The organism is Nocardioides sp. NPDC057767, assembly GCF_042798275.1.
Lineage (GTDB): Bacteria > Actinomycetota > Actinomycetes > Propionibacteriales > Nocardioidaceae > Nocardioides.
In genome coordinates, this window is record NZ_JBHVKJ010000090.1 from 1 (window position 1) to 14,211 (window position 14,211).

The following is a 14,211-nucleotide window of genomic DNA, read 5'->3' on the forward strand; positions in this document are numbered from 1 at the left end:
TCGGCCTGCGCGAGGAGCCGGACCCGGACCCGGTCTGACCCAAACCCACACCGAGACGGCGCGTCAGAACGCGCCGACTCGGTGTGGTGAATCTCAGGCGAAGGCGCGCTCGATGAGCTCCTTCTGCTCGACCGTGTGCCGCTTGATGGTGCCGACGGCGGTGGTGGAGGAGGCCGGGCGGGTGATCGGCTCGACCTCGCGGCCCAGCTCGGGGACCACGTTGAGGTAGTAGCTCGGCCACGGACCCTGGTTGTAGGGCTCGTCCTGGACCCACTTGACCTTGGCGTCGGGGTACTTCGCGAGCTCGGCGGCGAGCTGCTCGGTCGGCCACGGGTAGAGCTGCTCGACGCGGATGATCGCGACGTCCTCGCGGCTCCGCTTCTTGCGCTCGACGGCGAGGTCCCAGGTCAGGCGGCCGGAGACCACCAGCACGGTCTTGACCTTCGAGGCGTCCGCCTCGGAGTCGCCGATGACCGGCTGGAACGAGCCCGAGGTGAAGTCGGCCGGCTGCGAGGCAGCCTCCTTGCGGCGCAGCATCGACTTCGGGGTGAAGACGATCAGCGGACGGTGCTCGGCACCGAGCGTGTGCGTACGCAGCAGGTGGAAGTAGGACGCGGGGGTCGACGGCTGCGCCACCACCATGGCCTCGTCGGCGCACAGGGTGAGGAACCGCTCGATGCGCGCCGAGGAGTGGTCGGCGCCCTGGCCCTCGTAGCCGTGCGGCAGCAGCAGCACGACGCCGGAGTCCTGGCCCCACTTGGTCTTGCCGGCCGAGATGTACTCGTCGATCACCGACTGGGCGCCGTTGACGAAGTCACCGAACTGCGCCTCCCACATGACCAGCGCGTCGGGACGCGCGACCGAGTAGCCGTACTCGAAGCCGAGGGCGGCGTACTCGGAGAGGAGCGAGTCGTAGACGTAGAACTTCGCCTGCTCCTCGGTCAGGTTGTTGAGCGGCGTCCACTCATCGGCGTTCTTGCGGTCGATCATGGTCGCGAAGCGCTGCACGAAGGTGCCGCGCCGCGAGTCCTGGCCGGCCAGACGCACCGGGCGGCCGTCGAGCAGCAGGGAACCGAAGGCGAGGGTCTCGCCCGTGCCCCAGTCGATGCCACCGTCGGAGATCTGGGTCGCGCGACGCTGCAGCTGCGGCATCACCTTCGGGTGGACCGTGAAGCCCTCCGGCGGCGTGACGTAGGCGTCCGCGATCCGCTTCAGCACGTCCGGCGTGATCGCGGTGACGGTCTCGCCGGCAGGCTTCTCGGGGTAGTCCGGGACGGTCTCCCAGGCCTGCGGCATCTTGTCGGCCTCGCGCACCTCGGTGAAGACCTGCTCGAGGCGGGCCTGGTAGGCCGCCAGGACCTGCTCGGCCTCCTCGATCGTGATGTCGCCACGACCGATCAGCGATTCGGTGTAGAGCTTGCGCACCGAGCGCTTCTGCTCGATCAGGTCGTACATCATCGGCTGGGTGAACGACGGGTCGTCGCCCTCGTTGTGACCGCGGCGGCGGTAGCAGATGAGGTCGATGACGACGTCCTTGTTGAACGCCTGGCGGTATTCGAAGGCGAGCCGCGCGACGCGCACGCAGGCCTCCGGGTCGTCGCCGTTCACGTGGAAGATCGGCGCCTGGACCATCCGCGCGACGTCGGTCGCGTAGAGCGAGGAGCGCGAGGAGCCCGGCGAGGTGGTGAATCCGACCTGGTTGTTGATGACCAGGTGGACGGTGCCACCGGTGCGGTAACCACGCAGCTGGGACAGGTTGAGCGTCTCAGCGACCACACCCTGGCCGGCGAAGGCGGCGTCACCATGGACCAGCAGCGGCAGCACCGGGAAGACCGCGCCCTGGTCGAGCACGTCCTGCTTGGCGCGGGCGATGCCCTCCAGGACCGGGTCGACGGTCTCGAGGTGGGACGGGTTGGCGGCGACCGAGACCTTGATCGTGTCTCCCAGGTCGGAGACGAACTCGCCCTCGGCGCCGAGGTGGTACTTCACGTCGCCGGAGCCCTGGACCGTACGCGGGTCGATGTTGCCCTCGAACTCGCGGAAGATCTGGTTGTAGGACTTGCCGACGATGTTGGCGAGCACGTTGAGGCGGCCACGGTGGGCCATACCGATCGTGACCTCGTCCAGACCGGCCTCGGCGGCGGCCTCGCAGACCTCGTCGATGACCGGGATCGCGGTCTCGCTGCCCTCGAGGGAGAAGCGCTTCTGACCGACGAACTTCGTCTGCAGGAAGGTCTCGAAGGCCTCGGCCTCGTTGAGCTTCGACAGGATCCGGAGCTGCTCCTGGCGCGGGGTCTTGTCGTAGGGCCGCTCGACGCGGTCCTGGATCCACCGGCGCTGCTCGGGGTCCTGGATGTGCATGTACTCGATGCCGGTCGTGCGGACGTAGGAGTCGCGCAGGACACCGAGGATCTCGCGCAGCTTCATGAACGGCTTGCGGCCGCCGGCGAAGGAGCCGACCGGGAACTCGCGGTCGAGGTCCCACAGGGTCAGCCCGTGCGACTCGATCTGCAGGTCGGGGTGCGAACGCTGCTTGTACTCCAGCGGGTCGGTGTCGGCCATCATGTGACCACGCACGCGGTGGGCGTGGATGATCTCGCCGACCTTGACCTGCTTGGAGATCTGGTCGTCGTGGGTGGTGTCGATGTCCTGGTTCCAGCGGATCGGCTCGTAGGGGATCCGCAGCGACGCGAAGATCTCGTCGTAGAAGTCGTTCTCGCCGAGCAGCAGCTTGTGCACGGTGGCCAGGAACTCGCCCGACTGTGCGCCCTGGATGACCCGGTGGTCGTACGTCGAGGTCATCGTCATGATCCGCGAGACCGCGTTCTGGGCGAGCTTCGAGGGAGAGGCGCCCTGGAACTCGGGCGGGTAGTCCATCGAGCCGACGCCGATGATCGCGGCCTGGCCCTGCATCAGCCGCGGCACCGAGTTGTTGGTGCCGATGCCGCCGACGTTGGTCAGGCTGACCGTGGTGCCGGAGTAGTCGGCCATGGACAGCTTGTTGTCCTTGGCCTTGCGGACGATGTCCTCGTAGGCGGTCCAGAAGCCGGCGAAGTCCATCAGCTCGCAGCCCTTGATGGACGGAGCGACGAGCTGGCGGGTGCCGTCCTTCTTCTGCTGGTCGATGGCCAGGCCGAGGTTGATGTGCGGCGGGGTGACCATCGTCGGCTTGCCGTCGATCTCGGCGTAGGTGTTGTTCATCGCCGGCATCGCCTTGATCGCCTTGATGATGGCGTAGCCGATGAGGTGGGTGAAGGAGACCTTGCCGCCGCGGGCGCGCTTGAGGTGGTTGTTGATGACGGTGCGGTTGTCCCACAGCAGCTTGACCGGCATGTTGCGCACGGAGGTCGCGGTCGGCACCGAGAGCGACACGTCCATGTTCTTGGCCGTGGCGGCGGGGATGCCACGCAGCGTGGTGTAGGTCGGCTCGTCGGTGACGGCGACGGCGGTCGGCTTCGGGGCGTCCTTCGGGGTGGGCGTCGCGGTGCCCTTGGCCGGCTCGGCGGCCTGGGCGTCCGGGCGCGGCTTGGCCTTGGGGGCCGGAGCCGCCTTGGCCGCCGGCGCCTCGGCCGATGCGGGAGTGGTCGGCGCGGGCGCGGTGGCCGGCGCGGGGGAGACCGGAGCCTTGGCAGCCGGGGCGGCGGGCTTGGCCGGAGCCGCGGCGCCGTTCGGCGACGCGCCAGGCTGTCCGTTGGTCTCGAAGAACTTCACCCACACGGGGTCAACACTGCTCGGATCCTTCGTGTACTGGTCGTACATCTCCTCGACCAGCCACTCGTTGGCGCCGAATTCCGCGGGGATGTCGGCAGTGTTGGGGGACGGGGTGCCTGAGGACACGGCTTGATTCGCCTCTTCCGAATTTTCGCACTGTAAGAAATGGGTTGCCCACGGGCAAGGCTATCCCCACGAACACGCAAATGCCCGATGCAGGCTCTCCCTGTGGACAGGATGTAATCCGTCCCACATCTTGCGTTATCCGCCGGGGGAAGTTGCAACCCGGGTCGTTCTGCGTATGGTGGCTCGGTCCCGGAGCAGGTCGATGAGGCGGATTCCCCACATGACGAGCAGCAGTACGAAGCGCTTTCCACGCGTCGCGACGGCACTCACCGCGGTCGTCCTGAGCGGCGCCCCGGTGCTCGCCGGATGCGGTGGCGAGCCTGACAGGCCGGCCGCCTCGCCCTCCCCGTCGCCGGTGCCCGCGCCGAGCGTGAAATCGGCCACGAAGCTCATCCACGTGCAGGGCAAGTTCCCCAGGAGCCGACGCCAGGCGGTCGCCACGAACGTGGCCAAGGTCGTCGACCGGTGGCTGCAGGCGGCGTACGTCGGGGGTGACTACCCGCGCGCGACCTCGACCTTCACCGCGAAGTCGTTCCCCGGCTTCTCCAAGGGCACGATCGCCCAGGCGGGCAGGCAGATGAGCCTGATGAGCAACGCCACGATCGCCCCTCACATCGACGGGGTCGAGGTGGTCTCCAGCGACGTCCACGTCGACCTGCTGGCCAACAACAACTATCCGGTCGGCGCGGTCGCGCGGGTCCGCCTGGTCTACGACACCACCGGCGACCGCGAGTCACGCCAGACCGTCCGCGGCAGCCTCGACATGGTGCCGACCGAGACGTCCTGGGCCGTCTTCGGCTTCAACATCACCCGCGAGGAGAAGCTGGCGCAGGACCCGTCCTCGGCGCCCTCCGCCTCGCCGAGCCCCTCGGGAGACGAGTCGTGAGCCGGATGAGGAAGTTCGTACGCCGCCGCCTGCTGACCACGCTCGCGCTCGGTGTGGTGCTGGCGCTGACCGCCGTCCTGGTGCCCGACGCCGAGGTCGCCGAGCCGCGCGCCGAGCTGATCGCGACCAAGTGGGCCAAGGGCCTCGACGTCGCCAAGTTCACCCGCAAGGGCGGCACGATCTGGGTCCTGGCCGTCGGGTCGGACGCTCGTCCCGGACAGAAGGTCACCCGCACCCGCGGCGACGCGCTGCACCTGATCGGCTTCAACCCCTCCACGGGCTACGCGACCGACATCAGCATCCCGCGCGACTCCTACGTCAACATCCCCGGCCATGGCCGCGACAAGATCAACTCGGCGCTGCTCTACGGCGGCCCGAAGCTGATGGGCCGCGCCGTCGGCGACCTGGTCGGCGTGCAGCCGCAGTACGTCTTCGTCACCTCCTTCTCCGGCATGAGCGACATGGTGATCGGGATCGGGGGCGTCGACGTCGACAACCCGCGTGCCTTCAGCGATCCGTACGTCGCGCCCTACGGCTTCAAGAAGGGCCGGATCCACATCAACGGACCGCACTCGGTCGACTTCGCGCGTGCCCGCAAGACGCTCCCCGGCGGTGACTTCGACCGCTCGGCCAACCAGTCGCGGGTCATCCGCGGCATCCACCGCAAGATCGTCGCCCGGCAGAACGACGTCGGCTTCATGGCCAAGGGCGTCTCGCTGGTGATGCGGAAGATGCACACCACCGGCCTCTCCGGCCGCGACCTCTACCAGCTCGGCCACGCGGTCGCGGCGATCAACCCCGGCAAGGTCCGCACCTGCGTCCTCCCCGGCGGGATCGGCAACGCCGGCGCGGCGAGCGTCGTCTTCCCCAACGTCGGGGCGGCCCGGGCGATGGGCAAGGACGCGCGCCACGACGGCCGGCTCAACCGCGGCTGCCGAGGCTGAGCCTCACTCGTGCGCGGCGACGAAGTCGCGCACCAGCGGCGCGATCCGCTCGGGGTGGTCGGCGACCACCCAGTGCGAGCCCTTGACCTCGTGGACCGTCAGGTCGGCCACGTACGGCTTCGGGGCCTCGGCCGCGAGCGCGCGGCTGACGTAGGCGTCGCCGATCGGGGCGATCACCTGGACGGGGACGTGGACCGGTCGCGGCTGCGGGCGACCCATCCGGGCGATCGCGTTGGCGCGATAGAGCTCGAGGCCGTTGATCCGGTCGGCCCGGGTGCGATCGACGGAGGAGCCGCCGACGATCCGGTCGAGGGCCCCGGAGCGCCAGGCGAGCTCGGGGAGCAGCGGCGCCTGGAAGAAGCCGATGTAGGTCGACTCGACACCCTGCCTGAGGCGCTCGAGGACACCGAGGGCGCTCCTCCCGGGCGTACGCAGCCAGGTCCCTGCCTGGTCGAGGCTCGGCCCCGAGACCGAGGTGAACGACGCGATCCGCTCCGACGGCACGTTGCCGGCGACCGCCTCCCAGGTCTGGGTCGAGCCCCAGTCGTGGGCGAGCAGGTGCACCGGCGCCGACGGGCTGACCGCGTCGATGACGGCCTCCAGGTCGGCGTTGAGCTGCTCGATCAGGTAGCCGTCGCGCGTGGTCGGCGCCTGCGAGCTGCCGTGGCCGCGTACGTCGTAGGTCACCATCCGCAGCTCGCCGCCCAGGATCCTCACCAGCGGCAGCCACACGCTGGAGTTGTCGGGATAACCGTGGGCGCAGACGAGCGTCGGGCGGGTGTCGCCCGGAGACCCGAAGTCGGTGACGGCCAGCCGGAGCCCGTCGGTCGTCGTCACGTACAGGCTGCTCACGCGACCACCTCCGTAGCGCGAGCGCCAGGATACGGACGCGGTCGCGTGTTGTTTTTTCGGTTCACTCGCTGGCGCTCGCTCACACCTGCGAGGCTAGTCGGGCATCGTTCACGCCGACGTGACACGATTCGCCCCATGGACATCAGCTATCCGGTCACGATCGCCGCTGCTCGCACCTGGTTCAAGCTCGGCGACATCAAGATCAACATGACCGGCGCGGAGCACATCCCCGAGAAGGGCGGTGCCCTGCTGGCCGTCAACCACCTCTCCTTCGTCGACTACATCATGGCCGGGTTCCCCGGTGCCGAGCGCGGCCGGCTGACCCGGTTCATCGCCAAGAAGGAGGTCTTCGACCACCCCGTCGGTGGCCCGGTGATGCGCTCGTTCCACCACATCCCGATCGACCGCAGCTACGGCGCGGCCGGGATGAAGAAGGCCGTCGAATACCTCCAGAACGGTGAGGTCGTCGGGATCTTCCCCGAGGCCACCATCTCGCGCTCGTTCCTGATCAAGGACCTCAAGACCGGCACCGTACGCATCGCTGCCGAGGCCGGCGTCCCACTGATCCCCGTCGTGCTGTGGGGCACCCAGCGGATCATGACCAAGGGCCAGAAGGTCGACCTGTCGCGGCACAAGACGATCGGCATCGAGATCGGCCCGCCGCTGCCGGTGACCGGGGAGGACCCGGCCGCCGAGACGGCTGAGCTGCGGACGCAGATGGAGGCCATGCTCGACCGGCTGATCAAGGCGCACCCCGCCGAGGAGCAGCCCCCGGGCTCGTGGTGGCTGCCGAAGGCATACGGCGGCTCGGCCCCCACGCTGGAGGAGGCCGATGCGATGTACGCCGAGGAGCGCCGACTGCGGGCGCAGCGGAAGGCCGCGAAGCGGTCGGCCGATAAGAAGAGGGCCTAGCCGTCAGGTCATCACGGGTGCGTGCTCGGCCGTGGTCATCGCGGTGATCGCGGCATCGAAGAGCTCATCGACGACGTCGTCGTGGCTGTGGGTCGTGCCCGTTCGGGGATGCTGCCCGGTGGTGCCGATGAGTGCGGCGATGGCTTCGCCTGCCCCTTCGCTCACCTTCGCGACTCTCCCCCAGAGAACGGCTTCCGCGTCGCGATCGCCCTGGGACTCGTCGAGCCACCTGGACAGATACGCGAGCAGAGCCGGCGTAGCGTCGGTCATGCGGTCGGAGTCTAGGGCGGTCCCGGTAATTCGGTCGAGCCTTAGGTTTAGCGGCTACTCCGCGGGCTGGTAGACGCCGAGCCGGTTTCCAGACGGGTCCGTGAAGATGAACCGGCGTCCGCCGGGGTAGTCGTAGGGCGGCTCGGAGATGGTCCCGCCGGCCTTCTCGACAGCCGCCACCGCGGCCTCGAGGTCGGTCGTGCGGATCAGCGGGAGCGGCGCGACGGGCGTCTCGGACGCGTACATCCCGCCGCTCTCGTCCTTGCCGTCGGGCCCGACGATCCCGGCGTACATCCCGCCGTAGTCGTTGAAGGACCAGCCGAAGGCGGACTCGTAGAAGGTGCGCGAGCCGGGCAGGTCGGTGACCGCGAGCTCGAGATAGTCGATGTGGAGTGCGTTCATGCCCCCGACGCTACGTGCAGCCACCGACAGCGTTGGATGCGATTGCTTCGCAATTCGCGCGGCGCTTGCGCTTGATCCTCGTCTTCCTCCGCTCCGTTCGTCGCTTCGCTCCTCACTGCGCTGCGTCCAGACGAGGAGCGCTTCAGCGCTGGGTTGTTGGCGATTGCTTCGCAATTCGCGCAGCGCTTGCGCTTGATCCTCGTCTTCCTCCGCTCCGGTTCGTCGCTGCGCTCCTCACTGCGCTGCGTCCAGACGAGGAGCGCTTCAGCGCTGGGTTGTCGGCGATTGCTTCGCAATTCGCGCAGCGCTGCTGTGCAGCCGGCTCAGCCGAAGTCGACCTCGAAGCCCTTGCCGCGGAAGGAGCCGATCTTGGTGGCGTCGCGGAGGTAGGCGAGAGGTCCGTCGGGGTCGAAGGTCCAGGTGCCGCGAGCGGGAAGGAGCTTGGCGCCGCCCTTCATGGTGAGCCACGCGGTGTCGGGGTGCTCCTCGATGCCGGGCTGCTCGACGTTGCCCTGCATCGGGATCCGCGGCGCGAGCCGGGTGACGTCGTTGAACCTGGCCGTCGCGATCGGGCCGTCGTCGTTGCTCGCCTCCCAGGTGTGGGTCGCCAGCGGCCCCTTCTCGGACGACCCTCCGCTGAACTTGGCGAGCCCCTTCGGGATCGCCCACAACGTACGGCCGCCGGCCACGGAGTCGGGGGAGTCCACCCAGATGTCGACCACGCTCACCGCCTTCTTCCCGTTGGACGCGGTGATCACTCGGGCGGAGAGGAGCTCGTGGTAGGTCAGCGGGCTCGGCTCGGTGTAGTCGACCAGGGCGACGGCGTAGATGCCCTTCGGGTGCCGCTCGTCGACGTCGTGAGCGAGCCGGTAGACCGAGAGCCACATCGATCCGTGCATGTGCCAAGGGGCTGGGGGATAGCTGGTCACGAGTTCTCCCGAATTCATTGGTCGGTCCGTGTCGAAGCGGTCGAGCTCGGTTCGACGCGTGGGCGTGTGGCGATCGTCGCCACGATTCACCCAAGGAGACCAGAGATGACCGACCAGGTGAAGGGCCCCGCCTCCTACTTCCCGTCCATCGAGAAGAAGTACGGCCGCCCGATCGCGGAGTGGCAGCAGATCATCCGCGACTGCGGGATCACCAAGCACATGCAGGTCGTGGCGCACCTGATCACCGAGTACGGCCTCGGGCACGGTCACGCCAACGCCCTCGTCGCGCACACGCTCGCCGAGGGCCTCTGACCACGTGCACACGGTCGTTACGCATGTGACGAATGTGTCGCCACATCAGTCACAGGTGCAACGACCGTGTGCACCCGACGGGTCAGAGGTATACACCGTGGGCGGCGAGCTGCTCGAGGAGCGCCGCGTGGGAGTTGTGGTCGCCCGGCGCGTCGTGGACGGGCGCGGCAGCGTCGGTGTCGGGGCCGAAGGTCCAGTGGACGGCGGGCATGCCGACCGATCGGGCAGACGAGACGTTGCTCGCCTTGTCGTCGACGAAGACGATCTCGCGCGGGTCGGCGCCGATGCGCGCGGCGGCGCGGTGGAAGAACTCCGGCTCCGGCTTGGCCACGCCGAGGTCGCAGGAGTAGCAGCTCACATCGAAGAGGTCGTCGTAGCCGAGCGTGGTGCGCATGAACGCCTGACGATGCGCGGCCTGGTTGGTGCCGAGGTGCACGCCGTAGCCGGCCTCGCGCAGCCGGTGCACGATCTGGGTCGACTCCGAGTGGACCTCCACGCGGTTCCACACGGCGGCGTAGACCTCCTCGGCCGTCTCCGTCGCGGCGCACTCCTCAAGCAGATGGGCGAGCACGGCGAGAAAGTCGCCGTCCGCGCCGATCTGCAGCGGAGCCTCCCTCGCCCACGCGGCTCGGAGGAACTCCTCGGCATGGTCGCCGACGAACCTCGCGGCGGCCGCGTGCCAGCCGCCAGGCAGATGTTGGAGGACGCCGTCGGCGTCGAAGAGAACGTGGCGTATCGGTGAGGTGCTCATGGCGGTGCACAGCCTGGCACGTGGCTGCGTCGGGCGCCGCCCAATTCCGCCTTGAAACGAGTGAAACCGCTGGTCACCCAGCGGTTTCGTACGTGCCCCCGGCAGGAATCGAACCTGCGGCCTACGGTACCGGAAACCGGCGCTCTATCCCCTGAGCTACGGAGGCAGTGCACCACCTGAGCGGTGCAGATGGAACCCTACAGGCTGGGACGGATAACGGTGAAACCGACTGGCGCTTATACGCTGGACCCCGTGACTCCTGAGCAGCTTTCCACCGCGGTCGTCGATGTCCTCACCGCGCTCGTCGATGAGGGTGCGATCGCCCTTCCCGACGGCGTACCGAGCACTGTCACGGTGGAGCGACCCAGGCAGAAGGGCCACGGCGACTACGCCACCAACGTGGCGCTGCAGCTGGCGAAGAAGGCGGGGATGAACCCGCGTGCGCTGGGGGAGCAGGTCGCCGAGAAGCTGAAGGCGACCGACGGGATCGCCGACGTCGAGATCGCCGGTCCCGGGTTCCTGAACATCTCCGTCGAGGCCGGTGCCCAGGGCAAGCTGGCGGGCGAGATCGTCGCCGCCGGCGCCGCCTACGGCAACAATGATGCCTTCAAGGGCCACACCATCAACCTGGAGTTCGTCTCCGCCAACCCGACCGGCCCGCTGCACCTCGGCGGCGTCCGCTGGGCCGCGGTCGGCGACGCGCTGGGCCGCGTCCTGGAGGCTTCCGGCGCCGAGGTCACCCGGGAGTACTACTTCAACGACCACGGCGGCCAGATCGACAGGTTCGCCCGGAGCCTCCTGGCCTGGGCGCAGGGCAAGCCGGTGCCGGAGGACGGCTACGGCGGGGCGTACATCGAGGAGATCGCCAAGCAGGTCCTGGCCAAGCGCCCCGACGCGCTGGAGGCCGACGACCCGCAGGAGGTCTTCCGTGAGATCGGCGTCGACCTGATGTTCGCCGAGATCAAGCAGAGCCTGCACGACTTCAACGTCGACTTCGACGTCTACTTCCACGAGGACAACCTCCACAAGTCCGGTGCGGTGGAGCGCGCCATCGAGAAGCTCCGCGAGCTCGGCAACGTCTACGAGAAGGACGGCGCGATCTGGCTGGCCACCGAGAAGTTCGGTGACGACAAGGACCGGGTCGTCATCAAGGCCGACGGCAACGGCGCCTACTTCTCCGGCGACCTCGCCTACTACCTCGACAAGCGCGAGCGCGGCTTCGACCGCTGCTTCATCATGCTGGGCGCCGACCACCACGGCTACGTCGGCCGGATGATGGCGATGTGCGCCGCCTTCGGCGACACGCCCCACGAGAACCTCGAGATCCTGATCGGCCAGATGGTCAACCTCCTCAAGGACGGCCAGCCGATGCGGATGTCGAAGCGTGCCGGCACCGTGGTCACCATCGACGACATCGTCGAGGCGATCGGGGTGGACGCGGCCCGCTACGCGCTGGCCCGCTACTCCAGCGACTCCAACATCGACATCGACCTGGACCTGTGGGCCAAGGCCGACAGCGCCAACCCGGTCTACTACGTGCAGTACGTCCACGCGCGCACCTGCCGGATGATGGCCAATGCCGCCGACCTCGGCATGGCGATCGACCTCGACACCTTCGACCCGTCGCTGCTCACCCACGAGCGCGAGGGCGAGCTGCTGCGCGCCCTGGCCGAGCTGCCGCGCGTGGTCGCGACCGCCGCCGAGCTGCGCGAGCCGCACCGGGTCGCGCGCTACCTGGAGGACACCGCCGGGATCTTCCACCGCTGGTACGACGATGACGACTGCCGGATGCTGCCCAAGGGCGACGAGCCGGTGGCTCCCGTCAACCTGGCCCGGCTGGCGCTGGTCTCGGCGGCCCGCACCGTCTTCGCCAACGGCCTCGGCCTGCTCGGCGTCTCCGCCCCGGAGCGGATGTGATGTCGGCACACGCTTCGCCGGGCTCGTTCACCGGCACCTCCCCGGTCTGGCTGAAGACCCCGGACGACGTCAACGCGCTCGTGCCCGCGCTGTGGTCGGCTACGGCCGAGAAGACCGACGGTGTCCTCACCGTCGGGGGTGTCGCGGTGCCGGACCTGGTCGCGAACATCAACACACCTGCGTACGTCCTGGACGAGGTCGACTTCCGCGAGCGGGCCCGCGCGTTCCGTGACGCCTTCACCGGCTACGACGTCTACTACGCCGGCAAGGCGTTCCTCTGCACCGAGGTCGCGCGCTGGGTGGCGCAGGAGGGGCTCTGCCTCGACGTCTGCTCCGACGGCGAGCTCTCGGTCGCGCTGCGGGCCGAGGTGGATCCCGCCAAGATCGGCTATCACGGCAACAACAAGACCCCGATGGAGCTGCGCCGGGCGATCGTCGCCGGCGTCGGGCGGATCATCGTCGACTCCTTCGCCGAGGTCGAGCGGGTCTCCGCGATCGCCGCCGAGACCGGCATCACCGCGCGCGTGATGGTGCGGGTGACCGCCGGCGTCGAGGCCCACACCCACGAGTACATCGCCACCGCCCACGAGGACCAGAAGTTCGGTTTCTCGATCTCGTCGGGCGACGCCTTCGAAGCCGTACGCCGCCTGCTGGCCGCCCCGAACGTCGAGCTGCGCGGGCTCCACTCCCACATCGGCTCCCAGATCTTCGACTCCTCCGGGTTCGAGGTCGCCGCGCGGCGCGTGCTGGCCCTGCAGGCGCGGATCCGCGACGAGCTCGGCACCGAGCTGCCCGAGATGGATCTCGGTGGTGGCTTCGGCATCGCCTACACCACCCAGGACGACCCCTCCACGCCCAAGGCGCTGGCCGAGGAGCTCACCGCGATCGTCGAGCACGAGTGCCGCGGCTTCGGCCTCGCGGTGCCGCACCTCTCGATCGAGCCGGGCCGGGCCATCGTCGGCCCCTCAATGTGCACCGTCTACACCGTCGGCACGGTCAAGGAGGTCGCCCTCGACGGCGGCGTGACGCGCACCTACGTCAGCGTCGACGGCGGGATGAGCGACAACATCCGCACGGCCCTCTACGACGCCGACTACTCCGCCACGCTTGCCGGGCGGGCCTCGTCCGCCGGGCCCGTGCTCGGCCGCGTGGTCGGCAAGCACTGCGAGGCCGGCGACATCGTGGTCAAGCACGAGTTCCTGCCCGCGGACATCGCTCCCGGTGATCTGATCGCGGTCCCCGGTACCGGTGCCTACGGGCGCTCGATGGCCTCCAACTACAACCACGCGCTGCGGCCGCCGGTCGTCGCGGTCCGCGACGGGGAGTCGCGGGTCATCGTCCGGCGCGAGACCGAGGCCGACCTCTTCGCCACCGACATGGGTTGAGGCGTCGTGGGCGGGATGTTCGTCTAGGTATGTCGCCAAGCCGTCGCTTCCCTCGTGGAGTTCCACCAGGGAAGCGACGGTTCGGCTGCATACCTAGACGAACATCCCTCAGCCCCGCAGCGCCCGCAGCACCGCCCGCCCACGCGGCGAGAGCCGGTAGCCGACGGGGAGGGACTCGGTGAGACCGAGCTCCTTGAGCCGCCGGATGTCGGCCTTGAACGGCTTCTTCTCCCGCCCGATCGAGGCCGCGATGATCTCGGCCAGCTCGCCGGGACGGGCCTCGACGAGCTCGAGGTGCTCCCTGGTCCACGGCCCGCGGCGGCTGCGCCGGTCCATGTCGGCCAGCTTCGCGACCAGCGCCTCGGTCTCTTTCTTCCCCGGGCGCTTGGCGCGCAGGGCGACACGCTCGTCCTCGCCGGCGAAGCGCATCTCGATCCGGTAGATCTCGCCGTCCTTGCGGGACAGGAACGCCAGCAGGTCCGCGAGCGTCGTACCTGCCCGGCGGGCGTCGTCCTCGGTCAGCAGATCCGGGGACACCGGTGAGACAGACAAGAACTCGACGACGCCCATCCGGGTGCGTTGGCGGCCGCCGGCGACGTGCATGGGCCTTTTCCAGCGGCGGAAGGCGAGGTCGACGTCGCCGGTTCGGATGCGTTCGAGGTCGGCGTTGGGGAACAGCACCCACCCATCAAACCGCGCAGAGCAGGAAATTCGGTTTCGCCTTCCCGAAATCTGAGGGTTCGTGAGCCTACGATGGTCCGCATGCCGAGGGGGGTCTACTCAGAAGGTCCGCTCGCGGCGCCCTCCCAGGCGC

Annotated in this window: 13 protein-coding genes and 1 tRNA gene; 6 read left to right on the forward strand and 8 right to left on the reverse strand. The window is 68.9% G+C overall.

Annotation, left to right across the window (positions count from 1 at the left end):
* Positions 1-93: 93 nt before the first annotated feature.
* Positions 94-3,837, reverse strand: coding sequence for a multifunctional oxoglutarate decarboxylase/oxoglutarate dehydrogenase thiamine pyrophosphate-binding subunit/dihydrolipoyllysine-residue succinyltransferase subunit (locus ACFVDI_RS27215; RefSeq protein WP_378912030.1), 3,744 nt, complete (start codon positions 3,835-3,837; stop codon positions 94-96).
* Positions 3,838-4,057: 220 nt separating this feature from the next.
* Here ACFVDI_RS27215 and ACFVDI_RS27220 point away from each other — a divergent pair, with 220 nt between their 5' ends.
* Complete coding sequence (locus tag ACFVDI_RS27220) at positions 4,058-4,723, forward strand: hypothetical protein (protein ID WP_378912031.1); 666 nt, start codon at positions 4,058-4,060, stop codon at positions 4,721-4,723.
* A gap of 5 nt (positions 4,724-4,728) precedes the next feature.
* The gene (locus ACFVDI_RS27225; protein WP_378912041.1) at positions 4,729-5,667 is read left to right on the forward strand and encodes an LCP family protein; all 939 of its coding nucleotides are present in this window, start codon (positions 4,729-4,731) and stop codon (positions 5,665-5,667) included.
* A gap of 3 nt (positions 5,668-5,670) precedes the next feature.
* Here the strand turns inward: ACFVDI_RS27225 and ACFVDI_RS27230 are convergent, their stop codons facing one another.
* Positions 5,671-6,519: an alpha/beta fold hydrolase gene (locus ACFVDI_RS27230; protein ID WP_378912032.1), complete on the reverse strand. Its 849-nt coding sequence runs from the start codon at positions 6,517-6,519 to the stop codon at positions 5,671-5,673.
* Between the two features lie 135 nt (positions 6,520-6,654).
* Here ACFVDI_RS27230 and ACFVDI_RS27235 point away from each other — a divergent pair, with 135 nt between their 5' ends.
* Positions 6,655-7,431 carry a lysophospholipid acyltransferase family protein gene (locus tag ACFVDI_RS27235; RefSeq protein WP_378912033.1) on the forward strand — a complete coding sequence of 259 codons (777 nt, stop codon included), beginning with the start codon at positions 6,655-6,657 and terminating at the stop codon, positions 7,429-7,431.
* A 3-nt stretch (positions 7,432-7,434) separates the two neighbouring features.
* Here ACFVDI_RS27235 and ACFVDI_RS27240 read toward each other — a convergent pair whose 3' ends face one another.
* From ACFVDI_RS27240 to ACFVDI_RS27250, 3 genes are all read right to left on the reverse strand, one after another.
* Positions 7,435-7,701: a MazG-like family protein gene (locus ACFVDI_RS27240; protein WP_378912034.1), complete on the reverse strand. Its 267-nt coding sequence runs from the start codon at positions 7,699-7,701 to the stop codon at positions 7,435-7,437.
* Between the two features lie 54 nt (positions 7,702-7,755).
* A complete protein-coding gene (locus ACFVDI_RS27245) occupies positions 7,756-8,103 on the reverse strand; it encodes a VOC family protein (RefSeq protein ID WP_378912035.1) in 348 nt (115 codons plus the stop codon).
* Positions 8,104-8,426: 323 nt separating this feature from the next.
* A complete protein-coding gene (locus ACFVDI_RS27250; protein ID WP_328529255.1) occupies positions 8,427-9,002 on the reverse strand; it encodes an acetoacetate decarboxylase family protein in 576 nt (191 codons plus the stop codon).
* Between the two features lie 135 nt (positions 9,003-9,137).
* On the opposite strand from ACFVDI_RS27250, the gene ACFVDI_RS27255 reads away from it, so the two are divergent.
* Positions 9,138-9,344 (forward strand): DUF4287 domain-containing protein, encoded by a 207-nt coding sequence (locus ACFVDI_RS27255; protein WP_378912036.1) that lies wholly within the window; start codon positions 9,138-9,140, stop codon positions 9,342-9,344.
* Positions 9,345-9,426: 82 nt separating this feature from the next.
* Here ACFVDI_RS27255 and ACFVDI_RS27260 read toward each other — a convergent pair whose 3' ends face one another.
* Both ACFVDI_RS27260 and ACFVDI_RS27265 read right to left on the reverse strand, forming a co-directional pair.
* Positions 9,427-10,095, reverse strand: coding sequence for an HAD family hydrolase (locus tag ACFVDI_RS27260; protein WP_378912037.1), 669 nt, complete (start codon positions 10,093-10,095; stop codon positions 9,427-9,429).
* A 93-nt stretch (positions 10,096-10,188) separates the two neighbouring features.
* Positions 10,189-10,261: transfer RNA gene (locus ACFVDI_RS27265), tRNA-Arg, on the reverse strand.
* Positions 10,262-10,347: 86 nt separating this feature from the next.
* Here ACFVDI_RS27265 and argS point away from each other — a divergent pair.
* Positions 10,348-12,012, forward strand: coding sequence for an arginine--tRNA ligase (gene argS / locus ACFVDI_RS27270; RefSeq protein WP_378912038.1), 1,665 nt, complete (start codon positions 10,348-10,350; stop codon positions 12,010-12,012).
* Entirely contained in the window at positions 12,012-13,397 is a 1,386-nt protein-coding gene (gene lysA / locus ACFVDI_RS27275; RefSeq protein WP_378912039.1) for a diaminopimelate decarboxylase, read from the forward strand. Before argS ends, lysA begins: the two co-directional genes overlap by 1 nt.
* A 108-nt stretch (positions 13,398-13,505) precedes the next feature.
* Here lysA and ACFVDI_RS27280 read toward each other — a convergent pair whose 3' ends face one another.
* Entirely contained in the window at positions 13,506-14,078 is a 573-nt protein-coding gene (locus ACFVDI_RS27280) for a hypothetical protein (RefSeq protein ID WP_378912040.1), read from the reverse strand.
* Positions 14,079-14,211: the final 133 nt, after the last annotated feature.